Source organism: Mesorhizobium sp. BR1-1-4 (genome assembly GCF_020165375.1).
Taxonomy (GTDB): domain Bacteria; phylum Pseudomonadota; class Alphaproteobacteria; order Rhizobiales; family Rhizobiaceae; genus Mesorhizobium; species Mesorhizobium australicum.
This window is the reverse complement of sequence record NZ_JAIUIB010000003.1, coordinates 259,435-284,698: the sequence shown is the minus strand read 5'-3', so window position 1 is coordinate 284,698 and position 25,264 is coordinate 259,435. Positions and strand designations below refer to the sequence as shown.

At 64.0% G+C, this 25,264-nt stretch carries 21 protein-coding genes; 13 read left to right on the top strand and 8 right to left on the bottom strand.

Annotation, left to right across the window (positions count from 1 at the left end; all coding sequences use genetic code 11):
* Positions 1-139 precede the first annotated feature (139 nt).
* The 6 genes from LB571_RS07635 to LB571_RS07610 all read left to right on the top strand — a co-directional run bounded on the left by LB571_RS07635 (position 140) and on the right by LB571_RS07610 (position 6,688).
* Complete coding sequence (locus tag LB571_RS07635) at positions 140-2,434, top strand: bifunctional salicylyl-CoA 5-hydroxylase/oxidoreductase (protein WP_224593448.1); 2,295 nt, start codon at positions 140-142, stop codon at positions 2,432-2,434.
* A 370-nt stretch (positions 2,435-2,804) separates the two neighbouring features.
* Positions 2,805-3,563: an SDR family NAD(P)-dependent oxidoreductase gene (locus tag LB571_RS07630; RefSeq protein ID WP_140660591.1), complete on the top strand. Its 759-nt coding sequence runs from the start codon at positions 2,805-2,807 to the stop codon at positions 3,561-3,563.
* Positions 3,557-4,027: a MarR family winged helix-turn-helix transcriptional regulator gene (locus LB571_RS07625; RefSeq protein ID WP_140660590.1), complete on the top strand. Its 471-nt coding sequence runs from the start codon at positions 3,557-3,559 to the stop codon at positions 4,025-4,027. Before LB571_RS07630 ends, LB571_RS07625 begins: the two co-directional genes overlap by 7 nt.
* Positions 4,024-4,836 carry an enoyl-CoA hydratase family protein gene (locus LB571_RS07620; RefSeq protein ID WP_140660589.1) on the top strand — a complete coding sequence of 271 codons (813 nt, stop codon included), beginning with the start codon at positions 4,024-4,026 and terminating at the stop codon, positions 4,834-4,836. The genes LB571_RS07625 and LB571_RS07620 overlap by 4 nt, the downstream gene beginning before the upstream one ends.
* Before the next feature lie 231 nt (positions 4,837-5,067).
* Entirely contained in the window at positions 5,068-6,216 is a 1,149-nt protein-coding gene (locus tag LB571_RS07615) for an acyl-CoA dehydrogenase family protein (protein ID WP_224593444.1), read from the top strand.
* Positions 6,217-6,292: 76 nt separating this feature from the next.
* Positions 6,293-6,688, top strand: coding sequence for a RidA family protein (locus tag LB571_RS07610; RefSeq protein ID WP_135916832.1), 396 nt, complete (start codon positions 6,293-6,295; stop codon positions 6,686-6,688).
* 242 nt (positions 6,689-6,930) lie between these two features.
* Here the strand turns inward: LB571_RS07610 and LB571_RS07605 are convergent, their stop codons facing one another.
* Positions 6,931-8,022, bottom strand: a complete 1,092-nt coding sequence (locus tag LB571_RS07605) for an LLM class flavin-dependent oxidoreductase (protein ID WP_224593442.1) — start codon at positions 8,020-8,022, stop codon at positions 6,931-6,933.
* Between the two features lie 121 nt (positions 8,023-8,143).
* Here LB571_RS07605 and LB571_RS07600 point away from each other — a divergent pair, with 121 nt between their 5' ends.
* The 4 genes from LB571_RS07600 (at position 8,144) to LB571_RS07585 (ending at position 12,282) form a co-directional block, all read left to right on the top strand.
* Positions 8,144-8,920: an HpcH/HpaI aldolase family protein gene (locus LB571_RS07600; protein ID WP_224593441.1), complete on the top strand. Its 777-nt coding sequence runs from the start codon at positions 8,144-8,146 to the stop codon at positions 8,918-8,920.
* A 427-nt stretch (positions 8,921-9,347) separates the two neighbouring features.
* Positions 9,348-10,145, top strand: coding sequence for an ABC transporter substrate-binding protein (locus tag LB571_RS07595; RefSeq protein WP_015314095.1), 798 nt, complete (start codon positions 9,348-9,350; stop codon positions 10,143-10,145).
* Between the two features lie 161 nt (positions 10,146-10,306).
* On the top strand, positions 10,307-10,981 hold the full coding sequence (locus LB571_RS07590; protein ID WP_015314096.1) for an amino acid ABC transporter permease: 675 nt from the start codon (positions 10,307-10,309) through the stop codon (positions 10,979-10,981).
* A 38-nt stretch (positions 10,982-11,019) separates the two neighbouring features.
* Positions 11,020-12,282 carry a cysteine desulfurase-like protein gene (locus LB571_RS07585; RefSeq protein ID WP_224524376.1) on the top strand — a complete coding sequence of 421 codons (1,263 nt, stop codon included), beginning with the start codon at positions 11,020-11,022 and terminating at the stop codon, positions 12,280-12,282.
* 232 nt (positions 12,283-12,514) lie between these two features.
* On the opposite strand, the gene LB571_RS07580 is transcribed toward LB571_RS07585, so the two are convergent.
* From LB571_RS07580 to LB571_RS07560, 5 genes are all read right to left on the bottom strand, one after another.
* Positions 12,515-13,345, bottom strand: coding sequence for a dipeptide ABC transporter ATP-binding protein (locus LB571_RS07580; RefSeq protein WP_224593439.1), 831 nt, complete (start codon positions 13,343-13,345; stop codon positions 12,515-12,517).
* The gene (locus LB571_RS07575; RefSeq protein WP_224593874.1) at positions 13,342-14,193 is read right to left on the bottom strand and encodes an ABC transporter ATP-binding protein; all 852 of its coding nucleotides are present in this window, start codon (positions 14,191-14,193) and stop codon (positions 13,342-13,344) included. The genes LB571_RS07580 and LB571_RS07575 overlap by 4 nt, the downstream gene beginning before the upstream one ends.
* Positions 14,194-14,195: 2 nt before the next feature.
* Positions 14,196-15,050, bottom strand: coding sequence for an ABC transporter permease subunit (locus LB571_RS07570; protein ID WP_224593855.1), 855 nt, complete (start codon positions 15,048-15,050; stop codon positions 14,196-14,198).
* A 70-nt stretch (positions 15,051-15,120) separates the two neighbouring features.
* Entirely contained in the window at positions 15,121-16,128 is a 1,008-nt protein-coding gene (locus tag LB571_RS07565; protein WP_015314101.1) for an ABC transporter permease subunit, read from the bottom strand.
* A gap of 50 nt (positions 16,129-16,178) precedes the next feature.
* Positions 16,179-17,771 (bottom strand): ABC transporter substrate-binding protein, encoded by a 1,593-nt coding sequence (locus LB571_RS07560; protein WP_015314102.1) that lies wholly within the window; start codon positions 17,769-17,771, stop codon positions 16,179-16,181.
* 466 nt (positions 17,772-18,237) lie between these two features.
* Here LB571_RS07560 and LB571_RS07555 point away from each other — a divergent pair, with 466 nt between their 5' ends.
* Positions 18,238-20,262 (top strand): long-chain fatty acid--CoA ligase, encoded by a 2,025-nt coding sequence (locus LB571_RS07555; RefSeq protein ID WP_224593437.1) that lies wholly within the window; start codon positions 18,238-18,240, stop codon positions 20,260-20,262.
* On the top strand, positions 20,262-20,987 hold the full coding sequence (locus tag LB571_RS07550; RefSeq protein ID WP_411961381.1) for a class I SAM-dependent methyltransferase: 726 nt from the start codon (positions 20,262-20,264) through the stop codon (positions 20,985-20,987). Before LB571_RS07555 ends, LB571_RS07550 begins: the two co-directional genes overlap by 1 nt.
* On the opposite strand, the gene LB571_RS07545 is transcribed toward LB571_RS07550, so the two are convergent.
* Together LB571_RS07545 and pgi are read right to left on the bottom strand one after the other, a co-directional pair.
* On the bottom strand, positions 20,971-21,693 hold the full coding sequence (locus LB571_RS07545) for an HAD family hydrolase (RefSeq protein ID WP_015314105.1): 723 nt from the start codon (positions 21,691-21,693) through the stop codon (positions 20,971-20,973). The genes LB571_RS07550 and LB571_RS07545 overlap by 17 nt on opposite strands.
* 5 nt (positions 21,694-21,698) lie before the next feature.
* Positions 21,699-23,342: a glucose-6-phosphate isomerase gene (gene pgi / locus LB571_RS07540; protein ID WP_411961380.1), complete on the bottom strand. Its 1,644-nt coding sequence runs from the start codon at positions 23,340-23,342 to the stop codon at positions 21,699-21,701.
* Positions 23,343-23,679: 337 nt separating this feature from the next.
* Here pgi and LB571_RS07535 point away from each other — a divergent pair, with 337 nt between their 5' ends.
* Positions 23,680-25,173: a PLP-dependent aminotransferase family protein gene (locus LB571_RS07535; RefSeq protein ID WP_015314107.1), complete on the top strand. Its 1,494-nt coding sequence runs from the start codon at positions 23,680-23,682 to the stop codon at positions 25,171-25,173.
* The last annotated feature ends 91 nt before the right edge of the window (positions 25,174-25,264 follow it).

The window sequence follows — 25,264 nt, the reverse complement described above, 5'->3', positions numbered from 1 at the left end:
CCCAGGGCGCGCTTGCAGGATGTCCCGGCAAGCGCGCCACCCACGCTCGCATAATCATTTCGATATAAAACTTTAAGCTTGAAATATCCTACCTCCGGCGCGATACTGAGGCATAGCAAGCGAAGAGGAGATCGCACGGATGAAGGTTGCGGTTCTCGGCGGCGGACCAGCCGGCCTCTACTTTGCCATTTCGATGAAGCTGAGGGACGCCGCGCACGACGTGACGGTTTTCGAGCGCAATCGCGCCGACGACACGTTCGGCTGGGGCGTGGTCCTGTCGGCCGAGACGCTCGACAATCTTGCTGAGAATGATCCGGTCAGCGCCGTCTGGATCAAGAAGCATTTTGCCTATTGGGACGACATCGCCGTCATCCATGACGGCGTGCGCACGGTCTCGTCGGGGCACGGCTTCTGCGGCATCGGCCGCAAGCGGCTGCTGGTCCTCTTGCAGCGCCGCGCGCGCGAACTCGGCGTCAAGCTGATGTTCGAAACCGACATCGCCGATCCCCGCCCCTATATGGAGACGCATGACCTGGTCGTCGCCGCCGACGGACTGAACTCAAGGGCGCGCAACACGTTCGTCGATATCTTCAAACCCGACATCGACACACGCAAATGCAAATTCGTCTGGCTCGGCACCAACCAGAAATTCGACGACGCCTTCACCTTCATCTTCGAGAAGACCGGGCATGGCTGGGTGTGGGCGCACGCCTACCAGTTCGACAGCGAGACCGCGACCTTCATCGTCGAATGCAGCGAACAGACCTGGGCCGCCTTCGGCTTCGGCGCGATGTCGCAGCAGGAGTCCATCGCGGTGTGCGAGCGCATCTTTGCCAAGCATCTTGGCGGCCACGCGCTGATGACCAACGCCAACCATATCCGTGGCTCGGCCTGGATCAACTTCCCGCGCGTGCTGTGCGAGCGCTGGTCCTACAAGAATCTGGCGCTGATGGGCGACGCGGCGGCCTCGGCGCATTTCTCGATCGGCTCCGGCACCAAACTGGCGCTGGAAAGCGCGGTGGCGCTGGCCGATTATGTCGAGACCGAACCGGACCTCGAGGCCGCCTTCCGTAAATATGAGGACGCCCGCCGCACCGAGGTGCTGAAGCTGCAGTCGGCGGCGCGCAATTCGCTGGAATGGTTCGAGGAGGTCGAGCGCTATCTCGGCCTCGATCCGGTGCAGTTCAACTATTCGCTTTTGACCCGCTCGCAACGCATCAGCCACGAGAATCTGCGGCTGCGCGATGCCGAATGGCTGGGCGGCGCCGAAGAATGGTTCCAGCGCCAGGCGGGTGCCGGTGGCAACAGGCTGCGCCGGGCGCCGATGTTCGCGCCGTTCAAGCTGCGCGACATGCGGCTGCTAAACCGCGTCGTTGTCTCGCCGATGGCGCAGTACAAGGCCGTCGACGGGTGCCCGACCGACTGGCATTTCACCCATTATGCCGAGCGCGCCAAGGGCGGCGCCGGGCTCATCTATATCGAGATGACTTGCGTCAGTCCGGAAGGGCGCATCACGCCCGGCTGCCCGGGCTTCTACGCGCCTGAACATGAGGCGGCTTGGAAACGGCTGGTCGGCTTCGTCCATACCGAGACCGAAGCGAAGATCTGCGCGCAGATCGGCCATTCCGGCGCCAAGGGTTCGACCCGGCTCGGCTGGGAAGGAACAGACGTACCGCTGGCATCAGGCAACTGGCCAGTCATGGCGGCATCCGCCGTGGCGTGGTCGCCGCAGAATCAGGTGCCGAAGGCGATGGACCGCGCCGACATGGACAGAGTGCGCGACGAGTTCGTGGCTTCGGCGCAGATGGCCGATCGCTGCGGCTTCGACATGTTGGAGATCCACGCCGCCCATGGCTATCTCCTGTCGTCCTTCATCACGCCGGTCACCAACCGCCGCACGGACGCCTATGGCGGTTCGCTGGAAAACCGTATGCGCTATCCCCTCGAGGTTTTCCACGCGGTGCGCGCCGCCTGGCCGGCGCACAAGCCGATCTCGATGCGTATTTCTGCCAATGACTGGGTCGGCATCGAAGGCGTGACACCCGCCGACGCGGTCGAGATCGCGCGGCTGTTGCATGAGGCCGGCGTCGACATTTGCGACGTCTCGGCAGGACAAACTTCGGTGCTGGCAAAGCCGGTCTATGGCCGCATGTTCCAGACGCCGTTTTCCGACCGCATCCGCAACGAAGTCGGCATGGCGACGATGGCGGTCGGCAACATCTATGAGCCGGACCATGTCAATTCGATCCTGATGGCCGGCCGCGCCGATCTGGTGGCGCTGGCACGGCCGCATCTCGCCGATCCCTACTGGACGCTGCATGCGGCGGTGTCGCTCGGCGACCGCGGCGTCAAATGGCCTGATCCCTATCTGCCCGGGCGCGACCAGATCTACCGGCTGGCCGAGCGCGATGCGGCGGCGGGGCTGAAAGTATGAGTATTTTTCGTTCGCCACGCTGCCCCTCATCCGCCTGCCGGCACCTTCCCGCAGCATGCAGGGGGGCGTCGCGCATGCATGGTCTTGCACTGCGCTGGTCGACCCCCACTCCGTCTCGGCTTCGCCGATCCACCTCTCCCCCGATCGACGGGGGAGAGGAACGGCGCGACCCCTCTGCCGCCGATGCTCGTCTCATGAGGCTCCCTTCCTTTCCCTCCGGAGGGGGGAAAGGTGGCGTTGCGAAGCAACGACGGATTGGGGGAACCACCTGGCAACCAAGCATCGGGCCAATCGCCAGTCCCAGAATGTCTGTGCATGTCATGGCTTCGATCTGGCGCAAGAGGCAGCGCCGACCTTCGAGGATTGCCACATGATCGCGGGCAAGCACGCACTGGTCACCGGCGGCGGCTCCGGCGTCGGCCGGGCAATCGCCCTGGCACTGGCCGGCGCCGGCGTTGACGTGACCATCTGCGGCCGGCGGGAAACGGAGCTCGCAAAGGTCGCGGGTCAAAGCGGCCGCATCTTCACCATTGCCGCCGATGTCACGAGCGAGACCGAAACGGCGGCGCTCTACGCGCAAGCGGAGGCCGCGCGCGGACCGTTCGACATCGTCGTCGCCAATGCCGGCATGGCCGGCAGCACGCCGGCGCATAAGACCCCGCTCGCCGACTGGCAGCGGACGCTCGACGTCAATCTGACCGGCGCCTTCCTGACGGTGAAACCGGCGCTGGCCGGCATGGCGGAGCGAAAGGCGGGCCGGATCGTCTTCATCGCCTCGACGGCGGGACTGAAGGGCTACGCTTACGTGGCGCCTTACGTGGCGGCCAAGCATGGTGTCGTCGGCCTGATGCGGGCGCTTGCCGCCGAGACGGCGAAGTCCGGCGTGACCGTCAATGCGGTGTGCCCCGGGTTTGTCGAGACGGAAATGCTGGACGAGTCCATCCAGCGGATCGTGGAAAAAACCGGCCGCTCTGCGGAGCAGGCGCGGGCGAGCCTTGCCTCGACCAATCCGCAAGGCCGTTTCGTCCAGCCGCAGGAGATTGCCGCCGCCGTGCTGTGGCTGTGCGGCGATGCGGCAGCGTCGATCACCGGACAGGCGATTTCGATCTCGGGAGGTGAAACATGGTAGCCGGCCCCCTGCCCCTGCCATCGGGACCCGGCAAGGACCGGCTGCGCCTGTGGATCAGGCTGCTGCGCGCGTCGCGCACGATCGAGGCCGAACTGCGCGAGCGCCTGAAGAAGGAATTCGACACGACGTTGCCGCGTTTCGACGTCATGGCAGCACTTTACCGCGCGCCGGAGGGCATGCTGATGAGCGACCTGTCGCGCTTCCTGCTGGTGTCCAACGGCAATGTCACCGGCATTGTCGACCGGCTGGTTTCGGAAGGACTGGTGGCGCGCGCGCGCCGCAATGGCGACCGCCGCACCTCGATGGTCCGGCTGACCGAGGAAGGTACGAAGTCCTTTGCCACCATCGCCGCCGCGCATGAGGGCTGGATCGGCGAATTGCTGGGCAAGGTCAGCGAGGAGGATGCGCGCCGGCTGACCGGCATGCTGACCTCGTTCCGCAGCAACTGGGAGGGACGCGAATGACCGCAATGGCCGGCCTCAAGCCAAAGCATTTCCTGTGGGAGGTCGAGGGCAGGATCGCCAAGGTCCGGCTCGACCGACCGGAGCGCAAGAACCCGCTGACCTTCGACAGCTATGCCGAGCTGCGCGACACGTTCCGCGATCTCGTCTATGCCGACGACGTCGACGCCGTGGTGTTCCTCTCCAATGGCGGCAATTTCTGCTCCGGCGGCGATGTTCACGACATCATCGGCCCACTGGTCAAGATGGACATGAAGCAGCTCTTGGCCTTCACCCGCATGACCGGCGATTTCGTCAAGGCGATGCTGAATTGCGGCAAGCCGATCATCGCCGCGGTTGACGGCGTGGCGGTCGGCGCCGGCGCCATCATCGCCATGAGTTCGGATATCCGCATCGCCACGCCGGAAGCCAAGACGGCGTTCCTGTTCACCCGCGTCGGCCTTGCCGGCTGCGACATGGGCGCCTGCGCGATCCTGCCGCGCATCATCGGCCAGGGCCGCGCCGCCGAACTGCTCTACACCGGCCGAACCATGACAGCGACGGAAGGCGAGCGCTGGGGGTTCTATAACAGGCTGGTAGCGGCAGACGTACTTGAGGCCGACGCGCTCGACATGGCCGCCCGCATCGTCTCCGGCCCGACCTTCGCCCACGGCATCACCAAGACGCAGCTCAACCAGGAATGGTCGATGGGCCTCGACCAGGCGATCGAGGCGGAAGCACAGGCGCAGGCGATCTGCATGCAGACGCGCGATTTCGAACGGGCGTATCGGGCTTTCGTGGCCAAGGAAAAGCCGGTGTTCGAGGGGAATTGAGGATGAGCGGACTATCGGAGACGTTGGCGGGACAGCGCCCCCCTCTGTCCTGCCGGACATCTCCCCCTCTAGGGGGGAGATCGGCTGTCGCGTACGCTTTCGCAAATCGCCAACGTCGCGGGAAGGGCGCCGGCGCCGGCACTGCCAATCTCCCCACTAGAGGGGGAGATGTCCGGCAGGACAGAGGGGGGCGCCGTAGAGCGCAAGGCTCGAAGTACTGCGGAGGCACAAATGCCTGACCGCTCCTTCCTCAACTGGCCCTTCTTCAAAAGCTGCCATCGCGAACTCGCCGGGCACCTGGACGCCTGGTGCGCGAAAAACCTGCCGGTTGACCACCACGACGTCGACGCCGCCTGCCGCGAGCTGGTCGCGAAACTGGGCAGGGACGGCTGGCTGAAGCCGACGGCGCTCGATACGGACAACCCCGCACCACTCGACGTGCGCGCCCTGTGCATCACGCGCGAGACGCTGGCCCGCCACGATGGCCTCGCCGACTTCGCTTTCGCCATGCAAGGTCTCGGCACCGGCGCGCTCAGCCTGTTCGGGACGCCGGACCAGCAGCAATGGCTTTCAAAGACACGGGACGGCAAGGCGATCTCAGCCTTCGCCCTATCGGAACCGCGTTCGGGATCTGATGTCGCCAACATGGAGATGACGGCGACCCGTGACGGCCATAGCTACGTTCTCACGGGCGAAAAAACCTGGATTTCGAATGGCGGCATTGCAGACATCTATGTCGTCTTCGCCCGCACCGGCGAGGCGCCGGGTGCCAAGGGGCTATCCGCTTTTCTCGTGCCTGGCGACGCCGAGGGGCTTGGCATTGCCGAGCGCCTTGAAGTGATCGCGCCGCATCCGCTGGCGCGGCTTTCGTTCGATCATGTCCGGTTGCCGGCCTCGGCGCTGATCGGCAAGCCGGGCGACGGTTTTCGCATCGCCATGTCGGTGCTCGACGTGTTCCGCTCGACCGTCGGCGCGGCGGCGCTCGGCTTTGCCCGACGCGCGCTCGATGAAAGCATCAAGCGGGTGGCCGAACGCAAATTGTTCGGCGCGCCGATGGCCGAGTTGCAGATGGTGCAGGGCCATGTCGCCGACATGGCGCTCGACGTCGATGCTGCGGCGCTTCTGGTCTATCGCGCCGCCTGGACCAAGGACATGGGCGCTGCGCGGGTGACGCGCGAGGCGGCGATGGCCAAGCTGTTCGCCACCGACAAGGCGCAGGAGGTGATCGACATAGCCGTGCAGTTGCATGGCGGCGATGGCGTCCGCAAGGGCCACATCGTCGAGAGCCTGTACCGCGAGATCCGCGCGCTGCGAATCTACGAGGGCGCATCGGACGTGCAGAAGGTTGTGATCGCGCGGCAAGTGATGGGCGCGGCCTGAACAGGTCGTGACCACGGACTGAAATGTTTTCGAGACGGATATTGCGGACCCGATATTGGACAGGCGGAGAGACGACATGCACGAGATCCTGCAGCCGGAAGGCTGGGCAAAACCGGTCGGCTACGCCAACGGCGTGGCGGCGCGCGGCAGGCTCGTCTTCGTCGGCGGACAGGTCGGCTGGAACGGGCAATGCCAGTTCGAGACGGACGATTTCGCCGGCCAGGTGCGGCAGACGCTTCAGAACATCGTCGCGGTGCTGGCCGAGGCCGGCGCGGAGCCACGGCACATCACCTCGATGACCTGGTATTTTACCGACAAGGCCGAATATCTCGGCAACCTCAAGGGGATCGGCGAGGCCTATCGCGAGGTGATCGGCCGGCATTTTCCAGCGATGGCCGCCATGCAGGTGGTGGCGCTGGTCGAGGACCGCGCCAAGGTGGAGATCCAGGCGACCGCCGTTATTCCGGAATAAACGCCCATCGCTTCGTCATCCTGGGGCGAAGCAAGGAGCGCAGCGACGCGGCGCAGACCCCAGGATCCATGCCGTGAAATCAAAGCGTTGCAGCGGTCCGGAATTCTGCTCCGCCGCACTCCGTGGCTAAGATCGCGGCATGGATCCCAGGGTCTCCGCGACGGAGCTTCACTCCTGCTCCGCCCAGGGATGACGACGTTGAAATCCTGGCTAGGCCACCGATCATCCCCTTGGCATCGCTGCTACCCGCGAAGGCCAGCCTGCCTCAGCAGCGGCAGCACGTGATCGCAGAAATAGGGCAGCTCCTGCGTGTAGTTGACGAAGGACAGGGCGATGCCTTGATAGCCGTGCTCCGCAATGGCGGCCATTTCGGCGACGATCGTCTGCGGCGTTCCAACCAGCGGATAGGTGCCGGCGCCGCCGGCGAAACGCTGCCGGTAGCGGTCATAGGCATGCGGGTCGTGCGACTGCGAGAATTCCTTCTTGCCGGCCATATGCGCATCGACCGCCTCGTGATCGGCCAGATCGACGGCATATCTATTGTAATAGGCCTGCGCCTCTTCCATGGTCGGACGGCAGACGACATGGGCCACGGTGTAGACGCCGACCTGCCGGCCAACCTTGTCGGCTCGCTCGCTGATGTCGGCGACATGCTTGCCGGCATCGCCCATCTCGGAAAAGGTCGTGAACAGGTAGTCGCAATGGGCCGCTGCGAAATCGCGGCCCGGACCGCCGAAGGCCGCGTTCATCGTCACCGGGCGCGGAACTTGCAGGCTGGCCGGCCGGCTTACTGCCTCCTTGAGGCGATAATAGGTGCCATCATAGTCGAGCGGCTCCGCCGACGCGTAAAGCTTTTCAAGGATCTCAATCCATTCGGCCGCCTGGTCATACCCCTTCTCGACCAGCGGTGTGCCGAACATGCCGAATTCCTTCGGGTTCCAGCCGCAGACGATGTTCAAGCCGGCGCGGCCCTGGCTGATATGATCGACCGTCGCCAGCGCCTTGGCGGCATAGAGCGGATGCACCAGCGGCACGTGCACGGTCATGAACAGGCCGATCCGGTCGGTGGCCATGCTGAGTGCCGCCGCCCAGGTGAAGGTCTCGAAGGACCGCTCGCGCACCTTGTTGCGGCCGCCAAAGCCACGCCAGCGCGCGATCGGCAACATGAACTCCAGCCCGGCGCGATCGGCGATCCGGGCGGCCGTTAGATTGTCCTGCCAGCTCGCCGTCCAGCGTTCCGGCACATCCGATATGGCAAGGCCGCCATCGGCGTTGGTCGAGAAAACGCCAAGCTTCAGTTTGTTGGAGCCGTGCAGCGGATGTGCTTTGTTCATGTCGCGACCTCCCGGCGAAGATCGCACGCTACGGCTCCGCGAAAATATTTCAAGCATGAAATAGCTTCGCCCTGCGCCTGTTTGCCGATATGAATTTGGCGGGATGAGAAAAGGACTAGGCATGAGCGAGTTCCGCCAGAATTGCATCGGCAAGGCCAACCTCGTCGGCTCCTTCGCTGCCATTCCTCACCCCGTCGCGGTTGAAGTGATGGCGCTGTCCGGCCTCGACTTCCTCTGCATCGACTGGGAGCATGCCCAGATTCCGCGCGACATCATCGAGACCATGGTGCGCGCCGCCGATGTCCACCGCGTGCCGGCGATGGTGCGCGTTCCCGGCCACGCGCCCGAAGCCATCCAGGCGGCGCTGGACAGCGGCGCGCAAGGCGTGCTGGTGCCACGCGTCTCGACATCCGCACAGGCGGCAATGGCCGTGAAAGCATCCCGCTATCCGCCACGGGGCGAGCGCGGCGTCGGACCCGGCCGCGCGGCCGGTTATGGCTATCGCATTCCCGAATATCTGGCCGGCGCCAATGACCGGATCGTCGTGGCGGTCCAGGTCGAGACTTCAGAGGGATTGGCCAACATCGAGGCGATCGCTGATGTCGACGGCGTCGACGTGATCTTCGTCGGGCCCGGCGATCTCTCCGTGTCGATCGATGCGATCGGACCGAAGGGCGCCGACAAGCTCACGGACGCGATCCGCAGGATCATCGGCGTGGCGATCGCGCACGACAAGACCTCCGGCATATTCTGCGGCAGCCCGCAGGCCATCGGCCAATGGGCGGCAATCGGCGTCAGCTTCTTCGTCCTCGCCAGCGACACGATGTACCTGGGTGCGGGCGCCGCGGCCAATTATGCCGCCGCCCGGGCCGAACTGGCGCGGAAGGACCCGCGCTAGCGCCCGGTTGCGCAAGCGATCAAGCCAGGAAACTTTTTAAGCTTAAAACTTTTGCCTTGAAAAGCGCCGCGCTTTGGATAAGCATTCAGGATGGATGGCGACTGTCGGCCTGGAGGGCTTTACGGGCAGTCATCATGGTGCTCCGGGTGGGAGGGGTTTCAGTCCTTGTCGTTTGTGCAGCCCCAATCATCGACCAGGGCGCGCTACGCTTTCGATGGTGCGCGCGCTCAGCTCCACGACCTGCGTACCGAGACCATCGCCAACCTTTCGCGCGTGAATGCGTATGCGACCGCGACAAAATCGCGGCTGCGCTCGAGCGCATGGCCGCCATCATGAATTGACGCCCCGCTGGGAGGCGGGACGGCAAGAACCGTGCGGGCCAGCCCGCCCGATCAACAACCAGAGGGAACACCCCAGAGGACCACCAATGAAGCTCAACCGTCGCAATCTCATCCTTGTCGCCGCGGCAATCGGCATCGCGGCCGGACCGGCAACCGCCTATGCCGCCGATGTGCTCAATGTCGGCGCCTACCCGACCAATCCGCCCTTTGAATACAAGAACGAGAGCGGCACGTTCGAGGGTTTCGAAGTCGACATCGTCAACGAGGCGGCCAAGCGCGCCGGCATGACCACCGACATCGCCGATCTCGGCTTTCAGGCACTGTTCGCCGCGACCACTTCGAAGCGCATCGACGTCGCCATCTCCTCGATCACGATCACGCCGGAGCGGCTGAAGTCGCAGTCGTTCACCCAGCCCTATTATGATTCCGACATGGGTATCGCGACCAAGACCGACAGCGCGGTCAACGCCGAGGCGGACCTCAAGGGCAAGATCGTCGGCGTGCTCTCGGGCTCGACCGGCGAGACCTGGGTCAAGGCGCATCAGGAAGCCGACGGCTTCAGCGATGTGAAGGGCTATGACACGCAGCAGAACCTTTTGCTCGACCTCAGCGCCGGCCGTGTCGACGCCGCCGTCAGCGACATTCCCGGCATGGAATATTCCTTCACCAAGATGAAGGACCTGAAGGTCAAGCAGCGCATCAAGACCGGCGAGCAGTACGGCCTGATGATGACCAAGGATCATCCGCTGCTCGGCAAACTCAACGACGCGCTGACGGCGATGAAGAAGGACGGCACGTTGGCCGCGATCCACAAGAAGTGGTTCGGCAGCGACGCCCCTGCCGATTCCTCGACCGTCAAGGAAATGCCTATGCCCAAGGCCTGAGCGGCGGCCAGACGGAATGCGTGCCGGCCCCAAAGGGGTCGGCACGTCCCGTTTTTCACGCATGACTTTCCCGGGACCAGCATCCGTTCGGCATAGCCGATCTCGATGTTCCGGGTCGGGCTCTGGCGTCAGATGACGCAACACCGTTCGGGAATGCCCTGATGTCGCTGATCGACACTTTCTTCAACGCCGACGTCATCGCGTCGAGCCTGCCGGCGTTGCTGCGCGGCTTCCTGAACACGCTGCTGCTCGGTCTGCTCAGCATCGGCATCGGCATTCCCATTGGCCTGGTGATCAGCCTGTTGCGGCTCTATGCGCCGAAGCCGCTGCGCTGGCTGGCGGTCGGTTACACCGACATCTTCCGCGCCTTGCCGGTCCTGGTCGTGCTGATCCTGATCTATTATGCGCTGCCTTTCCTCGGCATACGTCTATCGTCCTGGGCGTCGGCGGTGACCGCGTTCGCCATTATCATGTCGGCCTATTCGGCGGAGGTGTTCCGTTCCGGCATAGAGAGCATTCCGCGCGGCCAGTTCGAGGCGGCGCAGGCGCTTGGCCTGCCGTTCCTTTTGACCTTGCGCAAGGTGGTGCTGCCGCAGGCGGTGCGCGTCGTCATCCCGCCGATGACCAGCAACTGCGTCTCGATGTTCAAGGACACGTCGCTGGCCTCCACCGTGGCGCTGCCGGAATTGCTCAAGGAAGCGACCAATGCACAGTCGCTCTACGCCAATCCCTCGCCGCTGATCGGCGCGGCGCTGGTCTATCTCATCTTCCTTTGGCCGATGGTTCGTCTCGTCAGCCTGCTTGAAGCCCGCTTCAAGACCGAGAAGACCCGCTGACCACTCACCACCCCGCAAGCACTTCGCAGGAGATATCCTTGAGCAATCCCCAGGCCACCGGCGGCTTTCCCGTCGACACCATCCGCGCCATGTTTCCCGCCCTGCAGCGGGCTGGCGATTTCATCTTCATGGACAACGCCGCCGGGGCGCAGATTCCGCAGAGCGTGCTCGACGCGGTGACCAACCATCTGGTCTCGCACAATGTGCAGCGCGGCGGCCGCTATGGCCGCAGCGTCGCCGTCGACCAGTCGGTCGCCGATGCGCGGACAAGCGTCGCACTGTTGATCAATGCTTACAGCCCGGCGGAAATCTGCTTCGGCATGAACGCCACCTCCTTCATCCGCCTGGTCAGCCTCGGCATCGGCCAGATGCTTGGAGAACGCGACGAGATCGTCATCACCGACATGGACCACGACGCCAACATCGCCACCTGGCTGGCGCTGGAATCGGCCGGCGCCAAATTCAAGTGGTGGCGCATGCGTGAGGATGGCAATCTGCATGTCGACGATCTCAAGCCGCTGGTTTCGGACCGCACTCGGCTGGTCGCCTGCACGGTGACGGCGCACTCGATCGGTTCGATCGTCGATGTCGCGTCGGTGGCGCAAATCGCCCACGCCGCCGGCGCCGAAGTGTTCCTCGACTGCGTGCATTACGGGCCGCATGGGCTGATCGACGTGCAGGCCTGGGGCTGCGATTATCTCGTCTGCTCCGGCTACAAGAATTTCTCGCCGCATATGGGCTTCCTGTGGGGCCGCTTCGAGACGCTGAAGCGGCTGCCGACCTTCCGCGAGGATTTCATTCCGGACGAGCCGCCATACAAGGTCGAGGCGGGCACCTTCATCTACGAGAACGTGTCGGGCATGGATGCCGCCGTGCAGTATCTGGAACTGATCGGCCGCAATCTGGCGCCCTCCAACAACCGCTCGCGACGCGAAAACATCGTCGCCGGCATGGGCGCTATCCGCGATTATGAGCTGGTGCTGGCGCGCGAGATGATGGGCGTACTGAAGGATTGCGGCGCGACCATCTACGGGGTCGCCGACGAGGCGCGCATCAACGAGCGCGTGCCGACCTTCTGCTTCAATATCGGCAAGCTGTCGCCGCAGCGGATCGTCGAGGAAATGGCCGAGATGCAGATCGGCATCCGCGACGGCCACATGTACGCGCCGCGGCTGATGAAGCGCCTCGACCTGTCGATGGACAGCGGCGCCATCCGCGCCTCGCTGGTCCACTACAATACGGTCGAGGAGGTGCAAAAGTTCGGCGAGGCTTTGCGGGCTATTATCGCCAAGCTGTCGTAAGCCGTCCGGGCTCTTCGCAAGGGGGCCACTTCTGGGTAGTCATCCTCGGGCGAAGCAAGGAGCGAAGCGACGCGGCGCAGACCCGAGGATCGATGCCGCGACATGCGAGCGCCGCTTACGGTGCAGAATTCTGCCCCGCTGCATTCTTCGGCTGAGGTAACGGCATGGATCCTAGGGTCTGCGCGACGCTTCGCATCGCTCCGCCCTAGGATGACGACCTCCGGAAGCGACTTTAGGCCGCCTTCTTCTTCGCCAGCCTCGCCTTGATGCTCGCCACATCGGCGCGCGGCGTCGCGGCGAACAGCGTCCTGGTGTAGCTGTGCTTGGGGTCGGAGAAGACCTCGTCGCGCGAGCCATATTCGACCGCCTCGCCGAAATACATCACCATCACATCGTCGGCGATGTAGCGCACCACCGACAAATCGTGGCTGATGAAGACATAGGTCAGCTGGAATTCGTCCTGCAGGTCGGCGAGCAGGTTGAGCACCTGCGCCTGCACCGAGAGATCGAGCGCCGAAACCGGCTCGTCGAGCACCAGCAGGCTGGGGTTGAGCATCAGCGCACGGGCAATGGCGATGCGCTGGCGCTGGCCGCCCGAGAACATGTGCGGGTAGCGGTTATAGTGCTCGTGACCGAGGCCGACCTTCTTCAGCATCTTCATGGCGAGGTCACGCCGTTCGGCGGCTGGCTTGTCGGTGTTAATGAGCAGCGGCTCGCCCAGCACATCGCCGATCTTCTGGCGCGGATTGAGCGATCCGTAAGGGTTCTGGAAGACGATCTGCACCTTGCGGCGCATCTCCTTCGTCAATCCGCCTTTGGCGATATCGACCTTGTTGCCGTCGATGAACAACTCGCCCGACGTCGTGGGATCGATCAAGGTGATGATGCGGGCGAGCGTGGACTTGCCGCAGCCGCTTTCGCCGACGATGGCCAGCGTCTTGCCCTTGTCCACCGTGAAGGAGACGCCCTTGACGGCATGCACGGTGCGCGGCCCGGAGAACAGGCCGCCGCCGATATGGTAGTCGCGAACGATGTTCTTGCCTTCAAGGACGGTGGTGCTCATGCCGAGGCTCCCGAAGGGGCAGGCTCGAACAGCATGTCGGACACAGTCGGCAGCCGGTCGCCGACGGCGTTTTCCGGCAGCGCCGACAGAAGCGCGCGCGTGTAATTGCTTTTCGGCGATTCAAACAGCGACAGCACGTCGGCCTCTTCCATCTTGCGGCCCTTGTACTGGACGATGACGCGATCGGCGGTCTCGGCCACCACGCCCATATTGTGGGTGATCATGATCAGGCCCATGCCGTATTTGGCCTGCAGCGAGACCAGGAGATCGAGGATCTGCTTCTGGATGGTGACGTCGAGCGCGGTCGTCGGCTCGTCGGCGATCAAGAGCTTCGGATTGCAGGCGATGGCAATCGCGATCATGACGCGCTGGCACTGGCCGCCCGACATCTGGTGCGGAAAAGAGCTCAAGCGCTCCTCCGGGTCGGCGATGCCGACCAGCTTCATCAGTTCGATGGCGCGCGCGCGGCGCTGGGCGCGATCCATGCCCATGTGAAAGCGCAACACTTCCTCGATCTGGAAGCCGACGGTGAAGCATGGATTGAGGCTGGCGATCGGCTCCTGGAAGATCATCGAGATGTCCTTGCCGACGATCTTGCGGCGTTCGGACGGGCTGAGCTTCAACAGGTCGACACCATCGAAAGCCATGCGGTCGGCCTTGACCGTCGCGGTGTTGGGCAACAGCCCCATCACCGCCAGCATCGAGACCGACTTGCCGGAGCCGGACTCGCCGACGATCGCCAGCACCTCGCGCGACTCGACCGAAAGGTCGATGCCTTGCACGGCCATGAACGGTCCGGCGGCGGTGTCGAAGGAAACGGTGAGATTCCTGATCTCGAGCAGGGACATGCTCACGACCTCTTCAGCTTGGGGTCAAGCGCGTCGCGCAGGCCGTCGCCGATCAGGTTGATGGCAAAGACGGTGATGAGGATGGCAAGGCCCGGGAAGGTCACCACCCACCAGGCGCGCAGGATGAACTCGCGCGCTTCGGCAAGCATGGTGCCCCATTCCGGCGTCGGCGGCTGCGCCCCCATGCCAAGGAAGCCGAGGGCGGCCGCCTCGAGGATGGCGTTGGAGAAGGACAGCGTCGCCTGCACGATCAGCGGGGCGATGCAGTTGGGCAGGATGGTGACCAGCATCAGCCTGAGATGGCTGGCCCCGGCGACCTTGGCCGAGACTACATATTCGCGGGTCTTCTCCGCCATCACGGCGGCGCGGGTGAGCCGGGCGAAGTGCGGCTGCAGCACGAAGGCGATGGCGATCATGGCATTGACGAGGCCAGGGCCGAGCACCGCGACCAGCACCAAGGCCAGCAGCAGCGACGGGAAAGCCAGGATGATGTCCATGATGCGCATGATCAGCGTGTCGACCCAGCCACGGCAGTAGCCGGCGAGCAGGCCGAGGACGACGCCGGAGATCAGTGCCGTGGTGACGACGACGAAGCCGATGGCGAGCGAGAATCGCGAGCCGTAGATCAGGCGCGAAAGCATATCGCGGCCGACGGCGTCGGTGCCGAGCAGGAATTGCGCGTTGCCGCCCGCCTGCCAGGCCGGCGGCGTCAGGAAGAAGTCACGGAACTGGTCATCAGGCGGATGCGGGGCGAGCAACGGCGCGAAGATGGCGATCAGGATCAGCAGGGCGAAGACGAAGAGGCCGATCACCGCGCCCTTGTTGATCGAGAAATAGTGCCAGAATTCGGCGAACATCTGCAGCCGCGCATCCTGCGGCTTGACGACGGTTGCGGCTTCGATGGTGGCTGGGCCTTCATTGGTCATGTCAATTCGCCCGGATGCGCGGGTTGATGACGGCATAGAGCACGTCGACGATAAGGTTCACCGACATGACGATCAGCGCGATCAAAAGCAACCCGCCCTGCACGGTGAAATAGTCGCGCTTGGAAATGGCATCGATCATCCACTTGCCGATGCCCGGCCACGAAAAGATGCTCTCGGTCAGGATGGCGCCGGTCAACAGCGTGCCGACCTGCAGGCCGATCGTGGTGACGACCGGGATCAGCGCGTTGCGGAAGGCATGCAGGCCGATGACGCGCCGCGGCGCCAGGCCCTTGGCGCGCGCGGTGCGCACATAATCCTCGCCCAGCACTTCGAGCATGGCCGAGCGGGTCTGCCTGGCGATGACCGCCAGCGGAATGGTGCCGAGCACGATGGTGGGCAAGATGAGGTGCGACACCGCCGAGCGGAAGGCGCCCTTCTGGCCCGAGATGAGGGAATCGATGGTCATGAAGCCGGTCACCGGCTTGAAGAAATAGAGAAGGTCGATGCGGCCCGAGACCGGCGTCCAGTGCAGCGTGCCGGAAAACACGATGATCAGCAGCAGCCCCCACCAGAAAATTGGCATGGAATAGCCGGCGAGCGCGGTGCCCATGGTCAGCTGGTCGAACCAGGAGCCGCGGCGGATGGCAGCAAAAATGCCGAAGGCAACACCGAAGATGACGGCGAAGATCATGGCGAAGATGGCGAGTTCGACCGTGGCCGGGAACCGCACCAGGAAATCCTTGAGCACCGGCGTCTTGGTTGAAAACGAGGTGCCGAAATCGCCGCCGAGGATATTGGTCAGATAGGTCAGATACTGTTGCCAGATCGGCAGGTCGAACCCGAACTGGTGCATCAGCGCCGTATGACGTTCGGGCGACAGGCCACGTTCGCCCGCAAGCACCAGCACCGGATCACCGGGCAGGATGCGCACGAAGCCGAAAGCGAGGATGGTTATCCCGATGAAGGTCGGGATGATGAGGGCGAGCTTGCCGAGGATATAACGCAGCATGGCGGGCGAGGTGGGGGGGCGCCTTGTGGCGCCGCCCCGTTTCGCGAACCTTATTCGGCGATATCGACGCCGTCAAAGCGATGGATACCGAGCGGATCCATCGCAAAGCCGGAGACGGTTTTCTGCATCGGCATGAACACCTTGGAGTGGGCGAGCGTCGCCCACGGTGCCTGCTCCTTGAAGATGACCTGTGCCTGTTCGTAGAGCTTGGTGCGCTCGGCCTGGTCGGAAACCGTCTTGGCCTTGTTGATGAGCGCATCGAAGTCCTTGTTGCACCATTCCGCGCGGTTGTTCGAACCGACGGAAGCGCAGCTCAGGAGCACGCCGAGGAAGTTGTCCGGATCGCCATTATCGCCGGTCCAGCCGACGATGACGGCGCCGTCGTGATCGACCGCGGAAGCGCGCTTGAGGTATTCACCCCAATCGTAGCTGACGATGTTGACCGTGACGCCGACCTTTGCGAAGTCCGCCTGGATCAGTTCGGCGGTGCGGCGCGCGTTCGGCATGTACGGACGCGAGACGGGCATCGCCCAGACGTTCATCTTGAGGTCCTTGACGCCGGCCTCTTCAAGCATCTTCTTGGCCGCGTCCGGATCGTACGGGTCGTCCTTCACGTCCTTGTTGTAGGACCACATGGTCGGCGGGATCGGGTTGATCGCCACCTGGCCGGCGCCCTGGAACACCGCGTCGATGATGGCCTTCTTGTTGATGGCCATGTTGAGCGCCTTGCGGACACGCACGTCGTCGAACGGTTTCTGCTGGGTGTTGTACATCAGCGCGCCGACGTTGAGGCCTTCCTGCTCCGCGACCGTCAGGTTCGCATCAGCCTGCAGGCCGGCAATGTCGGCCGGTGCCGGGTAGGACATGATGTTGCATTCGCCGGCCTTCAGCTTCTGCGCGCGCACCGCCGGATCGGTGGTGATGGCGAAGACCAGATCGTCGATCTTCTGCTTGCCGCCCCAATAGTCCGGGTTGGCCTTGTAGCGGATGGCGGCATCGGTCTGGTAGTCGACGAAGATGAACGGCCCAGTGCCGACCGGCTTCTGGTTGAACAGTTCAGGCGTCTTGTCGGCCTGCAGCTTGTCGGCATATTCCTTCGAGACGATCGAGGCGAAATCCATGCCCAGGGTCGGAATGAAGGTGATTGCCGGTTCCTTGAGGGTGAACTTCACCGTCAGGTCGTCGACCTTCTCGACCTTGGTGATGTTGTCGCCGAACTGATCATTGTAATACTGGTAAGCGATGCCCGGTATGTACTGGAACCAGGGGCCATTCTTGTCGACCTGGCGCTCGAACGAGAACACCACGTCGTCGGCGTTCAGGTCGCGGGTCGGGGTGAAGTAGTCGGTGGGCGCGAACTTGACGCCCTTGCGCAGCTTGAAGGTATATTCCTTGCCGTCGTCGGAAATGGTCCAGCTGTCCGCCAGGCCGGGCGAAACCGAGGTCTTGCCGTGATCGAATTCGACAAGGCGATTGAACACGGTGCGCGAGGACGCGTCGAATGTCTGGCCAGCGGTATACGGCGCCGGGTCGAAACCCTCCGGCGACGCTTCAGCGCAATAGACCAGAGTTTTCGCGTTGGCCACGCCGCCCAGGACGCTTGCAGCCAGCAACGCGGCTGCAAAAGTCAATTTCTTCTTCATTGAGCACTCCCTGATGTTCTTCCAAGCCCCTCTATCAGGCTCGCGAAGCGCGCATATAAGCACCGTTTTTCCGGGTTTGGAACACCCCGTTTGCTTACCCCGCGGGAAGCAGGAAAAAAATCCGCAATTTCGCTAAATGGCAGAAAAAATTAGCACTTTTTTCTATTCACGATATTATTAACGACCGCATTTTTTTATTGATCAGACGTCCGGCGACAAGGGTGCCGCGCCCTGTATTCATCCGCCGCCGGTGCGGAAAGATGCCGTTCCAGCCGTGGCCGGCGGGAAAGGTTTTCGGCGGCAAATCTTTCGGCATCCTGCCGCTAGGGCAAGACTTGCACCGCCGCCGATAGAGGCAATACATAGATAGACAGCTGGCGGCAGCGGAGGGACGTCTCCATCAATCTGGAGGCGGCGCGGTAGGGCCCAGCGAGAACAGGCGACCAGGGTTGTCGAGGAGGAACGGGTGGCAAAAGCATCGAAGGCCCCGGTGAAAGCGTCCGTTAAGGCGAGGCCTAGACCAGCCGCAGGCGACGACGGGCAAGGCAAGGCCGCGGGCAAGGCCGCGACCGCGAAGGCGGCGGCCGGCAAGAAAGCACCCGCGGCAAAAACCGTGGCCACCGCCAGGACCGCCGCGAAGCCGGCGTCGAAGGCCGCGCCGACAAAGGCACCCGCGACCAAGCCCGGATCGGGCAAGGCCGGAACGGGCAAAACCGCGACGACGAAGAGTTCGCCACCGGCGAAGACTGCACCGGTCTCCAAGCCAGCGACAGCGGCCAGCCAACGGCTGCCGAAGGCGCTCACCGAACTCGCCGCCGGCCTGCCGCAAAAGCCATGGCTCAACAGCTATCCCAAGAACATGCCGGCCGAGATCGGCGCCCTTCCCTACGGTTCCATCGGCGACTTCCTCGTTGGCGCCTGCAAGCAGTTCGCGGGCCAGCCGGCTTTCACGTGCATGGGCAAGTCCATCACCTACGCGCAGCTCGAACAGTCTTCGGCGGCCTTCGGTGCCTACCTGCAGTCCACAGGATTGCAGAAGGGCGCGCGTGTCGCCCTGATGATGCCGAACGTGCTGCAATATCCCATAGCGATGATGGCGGTCGCCCGCGCCGGCTTTACGGTGGTGAACGTCAATCCCCTCTACACGCCGCGCGAACTGGAGCATCAGCTCAAGGATTCCGGGGCGCAGGCCATCGTCATCCTCGAAAACTTCGCCAACACCCTGCAGGCGGTCGTCGCCAGGACCTCGGTCAAGCACATCGTCGTCGCGGCCATGGGCGACCTGCTCGGCGGCCTGAAGGGCTCGATCGTCAATCTGGTCGTGCGCCGCGTCAAGAAGATGGTGCCGGCCTGGTCATTGCCTGGCCATGTCAAGTTCAACGCGGCCCTCAAGGCTGGCCGCGGCATGGCTTTCAAGCCGGCCACGGTGGCCGCCAGCGATGTCGCCTTCCTGCAATATACCGGCGGCACCACCGGAATCTCGAAAGGCGCGACCCTCTCGCACAGCAATGTGCTGGCCAATGTCGCGCAGAATGCGCTGTGGCTGCAGGACGCCTACACCGTCAAGCCAAAGCCGGCGCATCTCAACCTCGTCTGCGCACTGCCGCTCTACCATATCTTCGCGCTGACGGTGAATGCGCTGATGGGCATGCAGATGGGCGGCCAGAACATACTGATCCCCAATCCGCGCGACATTCCCGGCTTCGTCAAGGAAATGGGCAAGTATCCGATCCATATCTTTCCGGGCCTCAACACGCTGTTCAACGCGCTGCTCAACAATGAGGACTTCCGCAGGCTCGACTTCAAGCCGCTGCTCTTGACGCTGGGCGGCGGCATGGCGGTACAGAAGGGTGTCGCCGAGCGCTGGAAGGCGCTGACCGGTTGCCCCATCAGCGAAGGCTACGGTCTTTCGGAGACCTCGCCGGTGGCGACGGCCAACAAGTTCAGCTCCGGCGAGTTCACCGGCACGATCGGCCTGCCGCTGCCCTCGACCGAAATCGCCATTCGCGACGACGACGGCAACAACGTACCGCTCGGCGAGGTCGGTGAGATCTGCATCAGGGGACCGCAGGTGATGGCCGGTTACTGGAACCGGCCGGACGAGACCGCCAGGGCGATGACCAAGGACGGCTTCTTCAAGTCCGGCGACATGGGCTTCATGGACGATCGCGGCTTCACCAAGATCGTCGACCGCAAGAAGGACATGATCCTCGTCTCCGGCTTCAACGTCTATCCGACCGAACTCGAGGAAGTCGTGGCGGCGCATCCCGGCGTGCTCGAAGTGGCGGCGATCGGCGTGCCGGACGAGCATTCGGGCGAAGTGCCGAAACTGTTCGTCGTCAAGAAAGACCCAGCCCTGACCGCCGAGGCCATCACCGCCTTTTGCCGCGAGAACCTGACCGGCTACAAGCGGCCCAGATACATCGAGTTCAGGACCGAATTGCCGAAGACGCCGGTCGGCAAAATCCTGCGGCGGGCGCTGCGCGAATAGTGGGTCTCGCCAAGGACGATACGCCGGACCGGCGCCCGCGCCTCGACCCGGCGGAATTCATCAAGGCGAACATGCGCCTGACATCGGTGCCGGCGCTTCCCGAAATCTGGCTTTATACCGCCCACCCGAGCAGCGGGCTGAGGCGCCTTGTCGAAGGCGATGACGCCGATTCGCAGGAGCCGCAACCGCCCTATTGGGCCTATGCTTGGGCAGGCGGCGCCGTGCTGGCGCGCTATGTGCTGGACCATCCGGAGATCGTGGCGGGCCGCCGCGTGCTCGACCTTGGAGCAGGCTCCGGCATTGTCGGGATTGCCGCGGGAAAGGCCGGCGCGTGTGAGGTGATGGCCGCCGAGATCGACCGCAACGGTGTTGCCTCGCTGGCGCTGAATGCAGCGGCCAACGGCGTCACGATCACGATAATGGGGAACGACATCACCACCGGGCCACCGCCCGCCGTGGACCTGGTGCTGGCCGGAGACGTGTTCTACGGGCAAGGTGTCGCCTTGGGGATGATGCCGTTCCTCGACCGCTGCCTCGCCGCCGGCATCGAGGTGCTGGTCGGCGATCCGGGCCGGGCCTATCTGCCCCGCTCGCGGCTGCGGCTGCTTGCCGAATACAAGGTGCCGGATTTCGGCGAGGCGAAAGACGCCGCGCTCAAGCCGAGCGCTGTCTTTCGCCTCCAGCCCGAACAGTACGCCGCCCTGCCGATCAGACCGTCTCCTTGACCCGCGTCGAAAGGAAATCCGGCAGATCGGCAACCGAATCCAGGATGACATCGGCGATCTCGGCCAGCGATTCGCGCGTGCCGGTGCCGGAGAGCACGCCCACCGCCAGGCCGCAGCCGCCGGCACGCGCCATTTCGAGATCGTGCCTGTTGTCGCCGACCATGGCGATCTCAGACGGCTTGAGCCCCGTAAGATCGCAAAAGGCCTGGATGGTGTCGGGAGCGGGCTTGGGGTTGGCCACCGCGTCATAGCCATAGGCGGCTTCGAACAGTTGCGCGACACCCAGCGTGACAAGCGTCTTTTCCGCGCCGCTGGTCGAATCGTTGGTGGCGACGCCAAGCCGGTAGGATCGCCTGTGCAGCAGAGCCAGCGTGTCGGCGATGCCCGGCAGCGCCACCGCCATCGTCGAGCCCTGCACCGAGGTGATCTCGTTGAAACGGGCAACGGCCAGCATCTGGTCTTCATTGGACAGGCGCGGGAACCACAGTTCGACAACGTCGAGATTGGTGCCGGAGGCAAAGATGGAATCGGGCTTGAAGCGCCGGTTGGCGAAATCGAAGCCCGCGGCCGCGAGCAGCCTGTCGGCTTTCCAGCGGTCGCCGTCGGCCGCGTCCATGGCCATGAAGTCGGCGACGCCGAGCCAGGTCGCGTTGAAGTCGACAAGCGTTCCGTCCTTGTCGAACAATATCCCCTTGATGTCAGCCAAGCGCTTCACTCCGAACCACGCAATTGGTGGATGCGTTCCACAAGGCCCCTGGTCGAGGCGTCCCGGTTTGCGGCGCTTTCCTTGCCTTCCACGACAGGCAGGAGGCCGGTGGCCAATTCCTTGCCGAGTTCGACGCCCCACTGGTCGAAGGAGTTGATGTTGAACAGCGTGCCCTCGACGAAGACGCGGTGCTCGTAAAGCGCGATCAGCCGGCCGAAGGTGCGCGGGTCGAGCTTGCGGTAGAGAATGGTCACCGAGGGCCGGTTGCCGGAGAAGACACGATGCGGCGCGATACGGTCGACATCGGCCGGCTTCATGCCCTTGGCCAGCATCTGCGCGCGCGCCTCTTCCAGCGTACGGCCCTTCATCAGCGCTTCCGACTGCGCCAGGCAGTTGGCGAGCAGCAGGTCATGCTGATGCTTGAGATCAGGCTCGTGGCCGACGGCGGCGGCCAGGAACTCGACGGGGATCAAATCGGTGCCCTGGTGCAGCAGTTGGAAGAAGGCGTGCTGGCCGTTGGTGCCTGGCTCGCCCCAGACCAGCGGCCCGGTCGGCGTCGTCACCGGCGTCCCGTCAAGGGTAACGCTCTTGCCGTTCGATTCCATGTCGAGCTGCTGCAGATAGGCCGGCAGCCTGGACAGGCGCTGATCGTAGGGGATGACCGCGCGGGCCGGATAGCCGCAGACCACGCGGTGCCAGCAGCCGACCAGCCCGAGGAGCGCCGGCAGGTTTTTCTGGAGCGGCGCAGTGCGGAAGTGTTCGTCCATTTCGTGCGCGCCGTCGAGGAAAGCGCGAAAATTCCTTGGGCCGACGGCGATCATGACCGGCAGGCCGATCGCGCCCCACAGCGAATAGCGGCCGCCGACCCAGTCCCAGAAGCCGAAGACGCGATCCGGCTCGATGCCGAACTTGGCCACCAGGTCGAGCGCGGTCGAGACGGCGGCGAAATGCTTGCCCACGGCCTCCTTGCCGAGCGCCTTCTGCACCCAGTCGCGCGCCGTCTGCGCATTGGTCATCGTCTCGACCGTGGTGAAGGTCTTGGAGGCGATGATGAACAGCGTGGTTTCGGCGGACAGCCCCTTCAGCGTGTCGTGGATGTGAGCGCCGTCGATGTTGGAGACATAGTGGGCGCGCGGGCCGTCATGATAGGGGGCGAGCGCCAGTGTCGCCATGGCCGGACCAAGGTCGGAGCCGCCAATGCCGATGTTGACGATATCGGTGATCTTCTTGCCGGTGGCGCCTGTTGCCTTGCCGGAGCGTATGGCATCGGCGAAGGCGCCCATGGCATCGAGCACGGATATGACATCCGCCTTGACGTCCTGGCCGTCAACCGTGACGCCCTTGCCGCTCAGGTTGCGCAGCGCCGTGTGCAGAACGGCGCGGTCTTCGGTGATGTTGATCTTCTTGCCGGCGAACATGGCGGCGCGACGGCCTTCCAGATCGGCTGCGGCGGCGAGCTTCTCAAGGAAGTCCATGGTCGTCGCATCGACGGCGCATTTCGACCAGTCGAGCAGGAGGTCGCCGTCAGCGGCAGAGAATGTCTTGAAGCGCTGCGGATCGGCGGCAAAGGCCTGGCGCATGTCGCCCGGGGCCGCGGCGCGATGGTCGCGCAGGGCGGCAAGCTGTTTCTGGAAGGCTGACTGATCCACTGGCGGGGACTCCTGGCTTTTTCGACGCACCATATCAGACCGGATGTTTCCGGCGCGTGTCGTCGCGCCCCAACTATTGAGCCGAAATCCATCCGGTCAATACGCGGCGATGACGCAGCACATCACGATGCGATGACACAATGTATCGAGCAAGGAGGTGGGTATCGAGGAGCGAGGTGGTGTCGAGAGCGAGGGGCCGCGCCTTATTTCGAGCTTGAAGGATCACTGGCATAAATCCCAAAGATCAGAAAAATTGATTGGCGCAACCCCTTGTGCCACGGTTACGTTCGGCTGGTCCAGCCAAGCGAAAAAAGCTGGCCATCGAGGAACATCTTCCATGCCACAGAGAAACGACACGGCGATATGGTCCGGCCTGTTCCGGATTTCGGCCGAATCCGGCCAGACCCTGCAGGCGCAGATCCGCCAAGCCATCGTGGCCGCGATTCTCGACCGCCAGATCGCCGCTTCGATGCCGCTGCCTTCCTGCCGTATCCTGGCCGAAAAACTCGGCGTCGCACGCGGAACGGTGGTGCTGGCATTCCAGCAGCTCGTCGACCAGGGTTTCCTGGTGGCGCGCGAGCGGCGCGGCCATTTCGTCAATCCGGACGTGCTGGCGACACCCGCCAAGCCGCACCAGAAAGCACCCGACCAGGCCAACGAGATCGACTGGAAGGCGCGCCGGCAGATCGCGGCAAGCGACATGCCGCCGCCCGCCAAGCACGAGAACTGGATCAAGTCCTCCTACCCCTTCGTGTACGGCCAGTTCGACCCGGCGCTGTTCCCGACCGCCGAGTGGCGCGAGTGCAACCGCATGGCGCTGGCCGTGCTGGAGATCCGCAACTGGGCGTCCGACATGGTCGACCGCGACGATCCGCTGCTGATCGAGCAAATCCAGGCACGGCTGCTGCCCCGGCGCGGCATCTTCGCCAATCCCGACGAGATCATCGTCACGCTGGGCGCCCAGAACGCGCTCTATATGCTGGCCTCGCTGCTGATGACCAAGGGCTCGAAAGTGGCGATGGAGGATCCAGGCTATCCCGACGCACGCTCGATCTTCCGGCTCGCGGGCGCCGACATTGAGCCGGTGCCAGTGGACCAGTCCGGTATCGTAACCTCTTCTATTCCCAATGATTCCGGCTTCGTCTTCGTCACCCCCAGTCATCATTGCCCGACCATGGTGCCGTTGTCGGCGGAGCGGCGGCAGGATCTTCTGGCGCGCGCCAACCGGCACAACCAGATCATCATCGAAGACGGCTATGACAGCCAGCTTCTCGACGAGGCGCCGCAGCAGGCATTGAAGAGCCTCGACCGTTCCGGCCGCGTCGTCTATGTCGGCTCGATGTCGAAGACGCTGGCCCCGGGGCTGCGGCTTGGCTACATCGTGGCTTCCGCTGGACTGATCGCCGAACTCAGGGCGCTGCGCCGCTTCATGCTGCGCCATCCGCCGGCCAACAATCAGCGCGCCGTGGCGCTGTTCCTGTCGCTCGGCCATCACGAAGCGCTGGTGCGGCGGCTGTCGAGCGCCTTCGACGAGCGGCGCAAGCGGCTGGTCCATGCGATTTCGGCCTTCCTGCCGGAATGGCGCTCGACCGACTCGGCCGGCGGCACGTCGCTGTGGCTGGAAGGGCCCCGCGGCACCGATTCCCGCGGTTTGGCCGAAGCCGCGGCCTCGCGCAGCGTCATCATCGAGCCCGGCGACCGCTTCTTCGACCGCACCGAGAAGCCTTCGCGTTTCATGCGGTTGGGCATTTCCTCTATCGCTCTGCAGCACATCGAGCCCGGCATCCGGGAACTCGCCACCGCAGCCGGACGCAGGCCGGCCGCCGCCTGATCCATCAAGCCGATTTCGTGACCGGAGCCGCTTCTCAGCGGCTCCGGTTTGTTTTAGGTCTGGCACATGTAGCTGGGCCAGCTGGCTCATA